General features: G+C 71.0%; 11 protein-coding genes. 6 read left to right on the plus strand and 5 right to left on the minus strand.

Annotated features, from left to right (window positions below):
* Positions 1–76: 76 nt before the first annotated feature.
* Positions 77–1,222, minus strand: a complete 1,146-nt coding sequence (locus ACWD4O_RS15575; RefSeq protein WP_451280203.1) for a lipid-transfer protein — start codon at positions 1,220–1,222, stop codon at positions 77–79.
* Positions 1,223–1,328: 106 nt separating this feature from the next.
* Here ACWD4O_RS15575 and ACWD4O_RS15580 point away from each other — a divergent pair, with 106 nt between their 5' ends.
* Positions 1,329–2,909, plus strand: coding sequence for a FadD3 family acyl-CoA ligase (locus tag ACWD4O_RS15580; RefSeq protein ID WP_451280204.1), 1,581 nt, complete (start codon positions 1,329–1,331; stop codon positions 2,907–2,909).
* A gap of 139 nt (positions 2,910–3,048) precedes the next feature.
* On the opposite strand, the gene ACWD4O_RS15585 is transcribed toward ACWD4O_RS15580, so the two are convergent.
* Together ACWD4O_RS15585 and ACWD4O_RS15590 are read right to left on the minus strand one after the other, a co-directional pair.
* Positions 3,049–3,246: a hypothetical protein gene (locus ACWD4O_RS15585; RefSeq protein ID WP_451280205.1), complete on the minus strand. Its 198-nt coding sequence runs from the start codon at positions 3,244–3,246 to the stop codon at positions 3,049–3,051.
* A 220-nt stretch (positions 3,247–3,466) separates the two neighbouring features.
* A complete protein-coding gene (locus ACWD4O_RS15590; protein ID WP_451280206.1) occupies positions 3,467–6,454 on the minus strand; it encodes a BTAD domain-containing putative transcriptional regulator in 2,988 nt (995 codons plus the stop codon).
* A 234-nt stretch (positions 6,455–6,688) separates the two neighbouring features.
* On the opposite strand from ACWD4O_RS15590, the gene ACWD4O_RS15595 reads away from it, so the two are divergent.
* The 3 genes from ACWD4O_RS15595 (at position 6,689) to ACWD4O_RS15605 (ending at position 9,659) form a co-directional block, all read left to right on the plus strand.
* Positions 6,689–7,939: an amidohydrolase family protein gene (locus tag ACWD4O_RS15595; protein WP_451280207.1), complete on the plus strand. Its 1,251-nt coding sequence runs from the start codon at positions 6,689–6,691 to the stop codon at positions 7,937–7,939.
* Positions 7,936–8,883 (plus strand): LLM class F420-dependent oxidoreductase, encoded by a 948-nt coding sequence (locus ACWD4O_RS15600; RefSeq protein ID WP_451280208.1) that lies wholly within the window; start codon positions 7,936–7,938, stop codon positions 8,881–8,883. Before ACWD4O_RS15595 ends, ACWD4O_RS15600 begins: the two co-directional genes overlap by 4 nt.
* A 95-nt stretch (positions 8,884–8,978) precedes the next feature.
* Positions 8,979–9,659 (plus strand): LuxR C-terminal-related transcriptional regulator, encoded by a 681-nt coding sequence (locus tag ACWD4O_RS15605; RefSeq protein ID WP_451280209.1) that lies wholly within the window; start codon positions 8,979–8,981, stop codon positions 9,657–9,659.
* A gap of 15 nt (positions 9,660–9,674) precedes the next feature.
* Here ACWD4O_RS15605 and ACWD4O_RS15610 read toward each other — a convergent pair whose 3' ends face one another.
* Entirely contained in the window at positions 9,675–10,484 is an 810-nt protein-coding gene (locus ACWD4O_RS15610; RefSeq protein ID WP_451280210.1) for a hypothetical protein, read from the minus strand.
* Positions 10,485–10,599: 115 nt separating this feature from the next.
* A complete protein-coding gene (locus ACWD4O_RS15615) occupies positions 10,600–11,295 on the minus strand; it encodes a hypothetical protein (RefSeq protein ID WP_451280211.1) in 696 nt (231 codons plus the stop codon).
* Positions 11,296–11,538: 243 nt separating this feature from the next.
* On the opposite strand from ACWD4O_RS15615, the gene ACWD4O_RS15620 reads away from it, so the two are divergent.
* Complete coding sequence (locus ACWD4O_RS15620; RefSeq protein ID WP_351904810.1) at positions 11,539–12,309, plus strand: SDR family NAD(P)-dependent oxidoreductase; 771 nt, start codon at positions 11,539–11,541, stop codon at positions 12,307–12,309.
* 150 nt (positions 12,310–12,459) lie between these two features.
* Positions 12,460–13,578 (plus strand): LLM class flavin-dependent oxidoreductase, encoded by a 1,119-nt coding sequence (locus ACWD4O_RS15625; RefSeq protein WP_451280212.1) that lies wholly within the window; start codon positions 12,460–12,462, stop codon positions 13,576–13,578.
* Positions 13,579–13,580: the final 2 nt, after the last annotated feature.

The following is a 13,580-nucleotide window of genomic DNA, read 5'->3' on the forward strand; positions in this document are numbered from 1 at the left end:
TCCCTCGGATTCTCCGTCGGTTCCTCGGTCGGTTCCTCGGTCGGTTTCTTGGCCGGTTCCTCGGTCCGTTCCTCGCTCAGTTCCTCAGCAGCAGGGCCGACGTCGGGACGCCCTCGCCGGCCGTGACCAGGCAGGTGGCGGCTCCGGGGACCTGGGCGGTGCTCGTCCCGCGCAGTTGCTTCACGCCCTCGTTGATCAGGTTGAACCCGTGCACGTAGGCCTCGCTGAGGCCGCCCCCGCCGGTGTTGATCGGCAGCCGTCCGCCGGTCTCCAGCGCGCCGCCCTCGGTGAACGCGCCGCCCTCGCCCCGGCCGCAGAAGCCGTAGCCCTCCAGGGAGAGCGGGACGAGGGGGGTGAAGGCGTCGTAGATCTGGGCCACGTCGACGTCGTGCGGGGTGAAGTCGGCGTGTTTCCACAGGTGTCGGGCCGCCGCCCAGGCGGGGCCGGTGAGCGGGTCCTCGTTCCAGTAGTTGACCATGCCGTGGTGCTGGGCGGGCAGGCCCTGGGCGGCGGAGTGGACGTAGACGGGGCGGCGGCGGCAGTCCCGGGCGCGCTCCCTGCTGACGATCACGCAGGCCAGCGCCCCGTCCGTCTCCAGGCAGTTGTCGTAGAGGCAGAGCGGCTCGCTGATCCACCGGGCGGTCATGTACATCTCGCGGGTCAGCGGGCGGTCGTACATGATCGCCGCCGGGTTCTGGTTGGCCCGGTTGCGACAGGCGAGGGCGACGTTGAAGAGGTGGTCGCGGGTCGTGCCGTACTCGTGCATATGGCGGCGGGCGAGCATGGCTATCTCGTCGGCGGGGCGCAGCAGGCCGAAGGGGCGGGTCCACTGGGCCGGGGTGGGCAGCTGGACGGCCGTGTTGGTCCACGGGCGGGGGCCGCTGCCGCGCTTCCTCGACCGCCAGGCGACGCCGACCGTGGCCTGGCCCGCGGCGATGGCGCCGGCCAGGTGCGCGACGGTGGCGCAGGAGCCGCCGCCGCCGAAGCCGACCTTGCTGAAGAAGGTCAGGTCGCCGAAGCCGACGGCCTTCGCCAGCTCGACCTCGTCCGTCTCCTCCATGGTGTAGGAGGCGAGGGCGTCGACCTCGCCCGGGGCGATCCCGGCGTCGTCGAGGGCGGCCAGGACGGCTCGGCAGGCGAGGGTCTTCTCGTCGTCGGGGAGGTGCTTGGCGAACGGCGTCTGGCCGATGCCGACGACGGCGGTGGCGTCCTTGAGGGTCACGCTGCACGCACCTCCGCATGAGGAAATGGCGGCTGACAACAGTCGGCTGACAGTCCGTCAGGTTACAGCTAATCTGACGGGTAGTCAGCTAGTGGGGAGGCCGGTCGTGCGCGGTGACGTGGAGTGGGGAACGATCCCCGGGCTGGTGAGCCGGGCAGCCGAGCGGTACGCCGACACCGAGGCGGTGGTGGAGGGCCGGACGAGGATCTCGTACGCGGAACTCGGAGCCCGGGTGGAGCGGGCGGCGGCGGCCTGTCTGGCGAACGGGATCGGACCGGGCGACCGGATCGGCATCTGGGCCCCGAACTCCCTCGACTGGATGGTCGCGGCGCTGGGCGCGGTGTCCGCGGGAGCGGTGCTGGTGCCGGTCAACACGCGCTTCAAGGGCGTCGAGGCGGCGGACGTGCTGCGCAGGAGCGGCGCGCGGCTGCTGTTCGTGACGGGCACGTTCCTGGGGACGTCGTATGTGGCGTCGCTGCGGCGGGCGGCGGGCGAGGGCGGCGGCACGGGGCCGCTGCCCGGGCTGCCGGACCTGGCGGAGGTGGTGGTGCTGTCGGACGACGCGCCCGCCGACTTCCGCACCTGGAAGGACTTCCTGGCGAGCGGGGAGGGGGTGGGGCGGGCGGAGGTCCGGGAGCGGGCGGACGCGGTGCGCGGGGAGTGGCCGTCGGACATCGTCTTCACCTCCGGCACGACGGGCCGTCCCAAGGGCGCGGTGATCACGCACGCGCAGACGCTGCGGGCCTACGAGGCGTGGAGCGACCTGGCCGGGCTGCGGCGGGGCGACCGCTACCTCATCGTCAACCCCTTCTTCCACACCTTCGGCTACAAGGCCGGCGTGATCGCCTGTCTGATGCGGGGCGCGACGATGATCCCGCAGCCGGTGTTCAACGTGGACACGGTCCTGGCGAACGTGGCGGCGGAGCGGGTGTCGGTGCTGCCCGGTCCCCCGACGCTCCACCAGTCCCTCCTGGACCACGCCTCCCGCGACAAGCACGACCTGTCGGCGCTGCGGCTGGTGGTCACGGGCGCGGCGGTGGTGCCGCTGCGGCTCGTCGAACGCCTGCGGGGCGAACTGGGCGTGGAGACGGTCCTCACGGCGTACGGCCTCTCGGAGGCGAGCGGCGTGGTGACGATGTGCCGCCGGGGCGACGACCCGACGGTCATCGCCTCGACCTCGGGACGCGCGATCCCCGGCACCGAGGTACGGGTGGACGCGGCTCCCGGCGAGCCGGGGGAGGTCCTCGTCCGGGGCTTCAACGTCATGGACGGCTACTACGAGGACGAGGCGGCCACGGCGGAGGTGCTGACCGCCGACGGCTGGCTGCGCACGGGCGACGTGGGCGTCCTCGACGCCGCCGGCAACCTGCGCATCACCGACCGTCTGAAGGACATGTTCATCGTCGGCGGCTTCAACGCCTACCCGGCGGAGATAGAGCAACTCCTCGGCCTGCACCCGGACGTGGCCGACGTGGCCGTCATCGGCGTCCCGGACGCCCGCCTCGGCGAGGTGGGCAAGGCGTACGTGGTCCGGCGGCGGGGCGCGCTGTCGACGGCCGACGACCTGATCGCCTGGGCCCGGCGGGAGATGGCCAACTACAAGGTGCCCAGGGCGGTGGAGTTCGTCCCCGAACTGCCGCGCAACGCGAGCGGGAAGGTCGTGAAGGGGGAACTCCGGGCACGGTGAACCGGCTGGGCCCCGGCCCCGGACGCACCTCGGCCGCGGCGGCTCCCCTCTCCGCGCCGCCGCGGCCGATCCCCGTCGAAATGGTGCTCGGTGGTGCCCCCAGTGGTGCCCAGTGGTGCTCAGCAGTGCCCAGCAGTGCCTAGTTGCCGTCCAGGTCCAGGGCGGGCGGGGCCGGCATGGCGTTGTTGAGCGAGATGATCTGGTCGTCCTTGGCGGCGGGCTCGCTCGGCATGGCGTTGTTGAGCGAGATGATCTGCTCGTCCTTGGCGGCCGGCTCCTTGGGCATCGCGTTGTTCTGCGGAGAGACGGTCGCGTCCTTCGTCTGGTCGTCGCTCATGGTCCTTCAGTTCCTCTGCTGTGGTGACGAGTGAGGAACGCCCGTCCGGAAGCTCCCCCGAGGGCTTCCGGACGAGCGCTCGGAGCCGCACATTAGCCGCAGGGCTCCTGGCCGGACCGTCTGCCCCCCGACGCGACGGTCTGACTCCCGAAACAGTGCCCGGCGGCGATAAACAAACGCTGAACGCCCGCCCCGCCCCGCGGCCGCCGCTCGCGTCGGGTCAGCTCGTGGACGCGGGAGCCAGGAGCGAGCGTACGACGTGGGTCTCCGGGGCGGAGCTCTGCTCGAAGAGGTTGAGCGCCTCGCGCCAGCAGGCCTTGGCCCGGTCCGCCTGGCCCAGCCCGGCGAGGGTGCGGCCCAGCAGCGTCAGGACGTTGCCCCGCATGCGGTCGCCGCCGATGACTCCCAGGGTGAGTGCCACCTCGGCGTGCTGGGCCGCCTGCGCGGGGCGTCGCGCGGCGAGGTGCACCTGCGCGATGCGGAAGTTGGTCACGCCCTCCCACAGCCGCTGCCGGTGCTCCTTGAAGATGCGCAGGGCGTCGGCGAACTCGTCGAGCGCCTCGCCGTACCGGTCGGCCTGGGTCAGCGCGACCCCCAGCGCGAAGTGGCTGTTGGCGAGGCGCACCGAGCGGCCGATCTCGCTGTGCGCCGCGAGGCCGCGGCGGGCGATCTCGACGGCCTTGGCGGTGTCGCCCATGCCGAGGTACGCGCGGGACAGGTTGCCCAGGGCCGTGGCCTCGAAGGGCCGGTTCTGCGCCGCCCGCAGGCCTTCGAGGGCCTGGTCGAAGAGCACCTTGCCGTCGGCGAACCGGCCCTGGTGCAGGCAGATGAGCCCCCGGTTGTTGGCCACCCAGCTGACGGCGGTGGCGTCCCGCGCGTTCCCGGCGAGCTGCATGGCGACCCGGGCCTCGTCCTCCGCCTCCTCGATGCGGCCGGAGACCAGCAGGACGTCGCTGAGGACGGTCCGGGCCCTGCCCTCCGCCCGTTCGTCGACCATGGCCCGGGTGGCCTCGCAGGTGGCCCGCGCCGTCATCTCGTACTGGTACGAGCTGGCTCCCGACTCGGTCAGGTCCTTGGCCGCCCAGAGCAGATCGACGGCTCTGCGCAGTCGCTCCGTGCCGGCGGCCTGCCGGACGCAGGCCAGCAGCGGCCCCGCCTCCGTGTACAGCCAGTCGAGGGCGGCCGCCCCCTCGGTGAGGCGCAGCCCCGGATACCGCGTGGGCTCCAGGTGGTCGACGAGCCGGTCCATGGGGTGCTCGATCTCGTACACCTGTGCGGTCGTCGCCAGATAGAAGTCCAGCAGCCGCGACAGCGCCGCCTTCCGCTCACCGGCCGGCGACTCGTCCCGCTCCGCGCACGCACGCGCGTACAGGCGTACGAGGTCGTGGAAGCGGTAGCGGCCGGGGGCCGCCGACTCCAGGAGGGAGGTGTCCACGAGGGACTCCAGCAGGTCCTCGGTGTCCTCGGCCGACAGGTCCAGGACGGCCGCGGCCGCCGCCAGCGAGATGTCCGGGCCGTCCGCCAGGCCCAGCAGCCGGAACGCCCGGGCCTGGGCCGGCTCCAGTTGGCCGTAGCCCAGCTCGAAGGTGGCCTTCACGGCCAGGTCGCCGGCCTGGAGTTCGTCCAGCCGACGGCGTTCGTCGGCGAGCTTCGCCGCCAGGACGGACACCGTCCAGGTGCGGCGGGCCGCGAGCCGGGACGCGGCGATGCGGATCGCCAGCGGCAGGAAGCCGCAGGCCGCCACCACGTCCAGGGCGGCCTCCCGCTCCGCGGCCACCCGCTCCTCGCCCACGATCTTCGTGAACAGGGCCAGCGCCTCGTCGGGGGACATGACGTCCAGGTCGACGAGATGCGCGCCCGCCAGGTCCACCATCCGCACCCGCGCGGTGACCAGTGCGGCGCAGCCCTCGGTGCCCGGCAGCAGCGGGCGCACCTGGGCCGCGTCCTTCGCGTTGTCCAGCAGCACGAGGACCCGGCGGCCGTCCAGGAGCGAGCGGTACAGCGCCGCCCGTTCCTCCAGGGAGTCGGGGATCGCCGAGTCGGCCGTCCCGAGCGCCCGCAGGAACGAGCCCAGTACCGTCTCCGGCTCCGCGGGCCGGGCTCCCGCGCCCTGCAGGTCGACGTACAACTGCCCGTCGGGGAAGGCCGAACGGGCCTGATGGGCCACGTGCACGGCGAGGGTCGTCTTGCCCACGCCGCCGATCCCCGCCAGCGCCGACACGGCCATGACCCGGCCCGTCCCGCCGCCGCCCTCGGGGCCGGACGCCGCCGACAGCACCTTGCTCAGATCCCGCACGAACGACGACCGCCCGGTGAAGTCGGGCACCGTCGCCGGGAGCTGGGCCGGGCGGACCTGCACGACCGACGGTTCCGCCGCCGGGGCGGACGGGTCCGCGAGCTCCGGGTCGGCCTGCAGGATGCGGCGCTGCAACTCCCGCAGCCCGGCCCGCGGATCCACCCCCAGCTCCTCGGCCAGCAGCCGCCGGGTGTCCGCGTACACCGCGAGCGCCTCCGCCTGCCGGCCGCCCCGGTACAGCGCCAGCATCAGCAGCTCACGCAGGCGTTCGCGCAGCGGGTACGCCGCCGTGAGCGCCGTGAGCTCGGAGACCGCCTCGGCGTGGCAGCCCTGCTCCAGGTCCATGTCCAGGCGGGATTCGAGGAGGCCGAGCCGCCACTCCTCGAGGCGGACGCGCTGCGCCTCCGCGTAGGGGCCGGGCACGCCGGCCAGCACCTCGCCGTCCCACAGGCCCAGGGTCCGGTTCAGCACCTCCCGCGCCCGGCCCGGGTCCCCGGCCGCCTTCGCCTTCTCGGCCTCCGCCGCCCACTCCTGGGCCACCGTCAGATCCAGCGCCCCCGGGCCCAGCCCGCGCACCGCGTAGCCGCCCGACTCGCTGACCAGGACGTCCGGGTCGATCACCTTCCGCAGCCGGGAGGCGTAGGTGCGCACCGCCGCCAGCGCCTGCGACGGCGGCTCGTCGCCCCACAGCGCGTCGATCAGCTCGGCGGCCGTCGCCGTACGGCCCTCGCGCAGCAACAGGGCTGCCAGCAGGGCGCGTTGCTGGGGGGAGCCGACGGCCAACCGGTCCTCGCCGCGGTGCGCGCGCACCGGGCCGAGCACGGTGAAGTGCAGCGCCGCCGGCTCCGCGGGGGAGCCGGGACGCCTCTGCTCCGGCACTCGCGGGCCGCCGTGTCCTTCACGGTCGTCCATCAGGGCTCCCTCAGGCATCCGAATTACTAGGTCAGTTTGCCCTGTCCATGCCGGGGTCGTCAGCCTCCCCGGGAGGTGCACGGGAGTCCACACAGCCCTCACATCCGGCGCGCATCGTGTGTGCACACATCCGCACAGAGTCGATCAAGTCGATCAACTGCCGTAGGGCCTCGGCCCATTCCCGACGGACGACGGACAGCTGACGATCCGTCAGATCGGCGCTACCGTGCCCTCATGGAGACCACACCGACGAGTACGACGCCCGCCACGCCTCTCCCGCTCATCATCTCCGTCGACGACCACACCGTAGAGCCCAGCACGGTCTGGCAGGACCGCCTCCCGAAGAAGTACCTCGACACCGGACCCCGCGTCGTCCGGGCCCCGCTGAAGGAGATGACCTTCCTCGGCGGCCGCTTCAAGCCCGTCATGGGCGAACCCGGCGACGACGGCCCCATCGGCGACTGGTGGATCTACGAGGACCTGCACCGCCCCCTCACCCGCCTCGACACCGCCGTCGGCTTCAGCCGGGACGAGATCAAGCTGGAGGTCATCACCTACGAGCAGATGCGGCCGGGCTCCTACGACGTCCCGTCCCGGCTCGCCGACATGGACGTCAACCACGTCCAGTCCGCCGTCTGCTTCCCCACCTTCCCGCGCTTCTGCGGCCAGACCTTCACCGAGGCCGCCGACCGTGAACTGGGCCTGCTCTGCGTGCGCGCCTACAACGACTGGATGGTGGAGGAGTGGTGCGGCCCGCAGGCCCACGGCCGGCTGATCCCCCTCACCCTCATACCCCTCTGGGACGCCGAGCTGGCCGCCGCGGAGGTCCGGCGCAACGCCGCCCGCGGGGTGCGGGCGGTCGCCTTCTCCGAGATCCCCCCGCACCTCGGCCTGCCCTCCGTCCACACCGACTACTGGGACCCGTTCCTCGCCGCCTGCGACGAGACCGGCACGGTCGTCGCCATGCACATCGGCTCCTCCAGCCGTATGCCGTCCACGTCGGAGGACGCCCCGCCGGCCGTCGGCTCGACGATCACCTTCGCCAACTGCTGCTTCTCGATGGTCGACTGGCTGATGAGCGGCAAGTTCGAACGCTTCCCCGACCTGAAGGTGATGTACGCGGAGGGCCAGATCGGGTGGATCCCCTACATCCTGGAGCGCGCCGACGTGGTGTGGGAGGAGAACCGGGGCTGGGGCGGGGTCGCGGACAAGGTCCACCGTCCCCCGTCCGAACTCTTCGCCGACCACGTCTACGGCTGCTTCTTCGACGACGCCTTCGGCCTCAGGAACCTCGACTCCGTCGGCGTCGGCAACGTCCTGTACGAGACCGACTACCCGCACTCCGACTCCACCTGGCCGAAGTCGCGGGAGGTCGGCGAGGCGCAGATGGGGCACCTGGCCCCGGACGTGGTCGAGCGGATCGTACGGGGCAACGCGATCGACCTGCTGGGGCTGACCGCAGACGGCCTGTGGAGCCCGCGGTGAGCCTCGCCTACGGCATCCAGCTCCCGGTCCAGTCCCAGTCCACGATCTACGCCGAGCCGTGGGAGGCGGACGCGGGACCGGCCGACCTGGTCGCGATCGCGCGGGCCGCCGACCGGGCCGGGTTCGCCTACGTCGCCGGCTGCGACCATGTGGCGATCCCACGCCGGCTCGCGGAGGCGATGAGCACGGTCTGGTACGACCCCGTCGCCACCCTCGCCCATCTCGCCGCGGTGACCGAGCGCGTCCGGCTGCTCGCGCATGTCGCGGTCGTCGGCCTGCGCCACCCGCTGCTCACCGCCAAGCAGTACGCGACCCTCGACCACCTCAGCGGCGGCCGGCTGATCCTCGGCGTCGGCGCCGGTCACGTACGGGAGGAGTTCGAGGTTCTCGGGGTGGACTTCGAGCGGCGGGGGGCCGTGCTCGACGAGACGCTCGACGCGCTGCGGGCCGCACTGGGGGAGGAGGAGTTCCCGGTCCATCACGGGAAGCTGTACGACTTCGAGGGGCTCGGGCAGCGGCCCCGGCCCGCCCAGGCGCACGTGCCGCTGTGGGTCGGCGGATCCTCACCGGCCGCCGTGCGCCGGGCCGCGCTCAAGGGGGACGGCTGGCTGCCCCAGGGCGACCCGAGGGAGCGGCTGCCCGCGCAGATCGAGCGGATCCGGCGGCTCCGCGGCGAGGCGGGGATCGACGCCCCGCTCACGATCGGGGCGATCGCCGAGCCGCTCCACGTCGGCGTCCCCGACTGGGACGTCGGCCGCCGCACCCTCAGCGGGACGCCGGAGGCCCTCGCCGAGTCGCTGCGCGCCTACCGGGCGATGGGCGTGCACCAGATCCAGGTGCGCTTCCGCTGCCGCAGCCGGGCTGAACTCACCGACCAGATCGAGGCGTTCGGCGCGGAGGTGGGACCCCTGCTCTCGGACGGCCTGTCAGACAGCACTTCTTGAACCTTTGAACATGTCCACGCCGAGTCGCGTATGTACGGACGTACGGACGTGCGGCCGCAAGGCCATGCCCGGCTCCCGGCGGAAGGACCCGTGAAGTGCGATCCACCGAGCGCCCCTCCCAACGACTCTCCGTCGCGCTCGCCTGCGCGGAGGGCGACTGGCCGTACGACGACTGGCCGGCCCCGGACGACCCGCACGTGGGCCGGGTCGTGCGGCTCTCGCCGCCCTTCCGCGTCGCCGGGGGCGTGGACGTGCTCGTGGTGCACTGCGCGGACCCGGTGGCCGTACTGCGGGGCCTGGACGCCGGCGGCGTCCCGGTGATCTTCATCAGCCCCCGCCGGGACACCGAGGCGGTGGTCGAGGCGTTCCGCAGCGGGGCGGGCTATCTGGCCGAGAGCGACTACTGCCCCCAGATGCTGTCCTCGGCGCTCGTGGCGGCCACCGTCGGACACACCTACCTCTCGCCGTCCGCGTGCGCCGCGCTGCGGGACGGGGTCCGGCGGATACCCACGAGCGTCGCCGTCGGTGCCGGTGCCGGTGTCGGCGACGCCGTCGAGCGGCTGCGGTCGTTGCTCTCGCCGCGTGAACGGCAGGTCATGGAGCTGCTCTCGACCGGTCTGGGCGCGCAGGAGATCGGGCTGAGATTACGGCTGAGCGAGAAGACCGTCCGCAACAACCTCAGCAACATCTACGCCAAGCTGGACGCGCGGGGCAGCACGGACGCGGTTCTGCGGTGGCTGGGGGCCACACCGGCCACGCCCGTGCTTCGCACCTGAGAACGAGTCAGTTGCTCATCCCTGCGCCGGAATGTCCGCCGGCGAGATCTCCACATCGGTGACGTTGTCGCCGCCCTCACCGAATCCGGGTTCCGCCCTGAGGCTGTTGCCCGAGTTGATGATTCCGTTCGCCTCGGGCGTTCCGCATTTCACATTGCGGAGCCAGAGCCGGCCGTCCGGAGTTCCGTTCTTCAGGATCTGCGGATAGAAGACATGCACGGTCGAGGCGCCCTCGCTCGGCGCGAAGAACACCTTCTGGCCGTCCTGCGCCTCCTTGTAGGTGGCCCTCAGGAATCCGCTCACATCGGTGCGCTTGGCCGACCACATGAAGAAACCGATGTTGTCCGGCTGGACGGTGTCGGAGCGGCTGAACGAGAGACCGGTCGTCTTGTCGTCACGCGTGATGTTGATCTCCGACGTGTTGAACTTGATGCCGATCTCGAAGAACGAGCTGCCCAGTTTCGTGTCGGCGTTGACGGTGAATCCGTCCTCCAGCTGAATGGTCCTGGTGACGGAGGTGCTCACGCTGAAGGTGTTCGTCGCCGCGGTCGTCGTCCCGCAGTTCTGCGTCACCGGCGAGACCCGCTGGTTCGGGCCGAGGCTGTTCGCCTTGAACTGGACGTCGACGAACTCGCAGTTCTCCAGTTTGTCCGAGTCGGCGGAACAGTCGGCGGTCACCTCGGAAGGGGTGGCGGCGCCGGCCTGGTTCATCAGCGGGACGATCACCGCGAGGGCTGCCACGGGGGCGAGCGCGAGCGTGATGCGCTTCTTCCTGCTGCGGTGCCTTCTGGGGCGGGGGGAAGGGGCGGAGGCGGGGGTGGTCATGGGTTCTCCCGGGAGACAGGGGCTCTGAGCAGGGGCTCTGAGCAGGGGCTCTGAGCAGGGGCTCTGAACAGGGGTGATCGAGGGGATCGCGGGGATCGGGGCGCTGGGCGGGGGCTCAGCAGTCCTCCAGGACCGGCTTGGAGGTGCCGTCCACGACACCGGGCGCGCCCGCCGCGCCGGGCAGGATCACGGGCCCCTCGACGACCTCCGGCGCCACGAAGTTCTGCTCCGGGGACGGGTTCACCGCGAAGCTGCCGGGGTCGGCGTCGATGCGCACCCGCCATTCGCCGGTCATGCGCTGGATCTTCGGCGTGAACTCCATGTGCAGCACCTTGCCGACCGGCACCTCGTGCTGTTCCGTCGCGCTCGCCGTGCCCGACTTCACGGTCATGTCCAGGGTGCCCTTGTGCTTCAGCCAGGACCCGCTGAGGAAACCGAAGAGACCTCCTCCGGCGCCCTGCTGGGTGACGATGTACTTGCCCTGTCCCTGGGCCGCGGTCGCCGTCCAGGAGACGGACACCTTCGCCGTGGCGGTGGCGTTCGGCTCGCAGTTCGGGAAATCGATGGAGGACTTCTCGGTGGGGCCGTCGAAGGTCTCGAAGTTCGTCTCGACGTAGTCGCAGTTGTCGGCCTGGAAACCGTCCGCGAACGCGCCGCCGAAGTCGCTCACCGAGCGCTGCTTGCCGTTGACCACCGCGGAGCGCTCGCACATCGTCATGATCTGGTCGGGCGTTTTCGCGTCCGCCGCGTTGGCCGAGGGGAGCAAGGTGATGATCGCTCCACCGGTCGCGAGCGCGGCACCGATCGCCACGTACCGGACTTTCCTGTTCCGCAGTTTTCTCCTGGCCACGCCGAACTCCGTCCTTGGGGATGTCTTTACCGAGCTGTGAAGGATTATTGGGGTCCCGTACAAGCTCTGGACAGAGTCAAATGTCCCTACCTCCGGGTCACTTGATGTGTGCTTGTGCAATCCGGCAGTCGTGGCCCGCGCATCTGACGATTCGTCAGCTCCGGCGTTACGATGCTGAGCTCCAGCGATGCGAAGGGGGTCCACATGGGCAAGCTCGACGGACGGGTCGTCCTCGTCACCGGGGCCGCACGGGGCCAGGGCGAGCAGGAGGCGAGGCTGTTCCGGGAGGAGGGCGCGGAGGTCGTCGTCGCCGATGTGCTCGACGAGCAGGGGCAGGCGCTCGCGGACGAGATAGGCGCGCGGTACGTCCATCTCGACGTCGGACGGGAGGACGCCTGGCAGTCCGCCGTGCGCACCGTGCAGGAGGCTCATGGCCGGCTCGACGGCCTCGTCAACAACGCCGGCATCCTGCGCTTCAACGCCCTCGTCGACACGCCCCTCGACGAGTTCATGCAGGTCGTGCAGGTCAACCAGGTCGGCTGCTTCCTCGGCGTGAAGACGGTGGCGCCGGTGCTGACGGACGGCGGCACGATCGTCAACACGGCCTCGTACACGGCCCTGACCGGGATGGCGGCGGTGGGCGCGTACGCGGCGACCAAGCACGCGATCCTCGGGCTCACCCGGGTCGCCGCCCTGGAGCTCGCGCCGCGCGGGATCCGGGTCAACGCGATGTGCCCCGGCGCCGTCGACACCGCGATGTCCAACCCGTCCCTGCTGGACCCGGACGCGGACCCCGAGGAGACCTCGAAGGCCCTCGACGGGCTCTACCGCAAGCTCGTGCCGCTCGGCCGGATCGGCCGGCCCGAGGAGGTGGCGCGGCTCGCCCTCTTCCTCACCTCGGACGACTCCTCGTACATCACCGGCCAGCCGTTCGTGATCGACGGGGGCTGGCTGGCCGGGGTGTCGTTGTTCTGAGTCCCGAGACGTTCCGAGTCCCGATATCAGCCCTTCTGACTAGTCGTCAGGTATTGACGGTGCATGCCGCCGGTGCCACAGTCGGCGGCAGTTGAACCTGACGATCCGTCAGAAATGATGCTCTTGACTGACTGGGGACGGTGAACCTCCTTGGAATTCGGGCTCTTTGTACAGGGATACGTGGGCAAGCGTGCCGAGACCGATCCACTGGCCGAGCACAAGGCGCTGATGGAGGAGACCGAGTACGTCATCCAGGCGGACCAGTCCGGGTTCAAGTACGCCTGGGCGTCCGAGCACCACTTCCTGGAGGAGTACTCGCACCTCTCCGCCAACGACGTCTTCCTCGGCTACCTCGCCCACGCGACGGAGCGGATCCATCTGGGCTCGGGGATCTTCAACCCGCTCGCCCAGGTCAACCACCCGGTGAAGGTCGCCGAGAAGGTCGCCATGCTCGACCATCTCACCGAGAACCGCTTCGAGTTCGGCAGCGGACGCGGCGCCGGCTCGCACGAGATCCTCGGCTTCCTCCCCGGGATCACCGACATGAACTACACGAAGGAGATCTGGGAGGAGACCATCGCCGAGTTCCCGAAGATGTGGCTCCAGGACGAGTACGTCGGCTTCCAGGGCAAGCACTGGCAGCTGCCGCCGCGCAAGGTCCTGCCGAAGCCGCACGGGAAGTCGCACCCGGCGATGTGGTACGCGGCCGGCTCGCCGCCCTCGTACGCGATGGCCGCGCGCAAGGGGCTGGGCGTCCTCGGCTTCAGCATCCAGAAGGTGTCCGACATGGAGTGGGTGCTGGAGCAGTACAAGACGGCGGTCGTGAACGCCGAGCCGATCGGCGACTTCGTCAACGACAACGTGATGGTGACGACGACGGCGATCTGTGCGCCCACGCACGACGAGGCGATCCGGATCGCCGTGGACGGCGGGCTGCACTACCTGCCGTCGCTGGTGTTCCGCTACCACGACACGTTCCCCAAGCCCGAGGGCTTCCCCGTCTGGCCGGAGACGCTGCCCGAGTACAACGCCGAGTTCGTCGAACTCCTCGTCGAGGAAGAGCTGTTGATCTGCGGCGATCCCGACGAGGTGACGCGGCAGTGCAAGCGGTGGGAGCAGGCGGGGGCCGATCAGCTGTCGTTCGGGCTGCCGGTGGGGGTGCCGAAGGAGGAGACGCTGCAGACGATCCGGTTGATCGGGGAGCACGTGATTCCGAAGATCGACACGGATCCTGTGCATCGGACGACCCGGTTCCGTCAAGCCTCTTGATC

This window comes from Streptomyces sp. NPDC002623 (genome assembly GCF_053592635.1).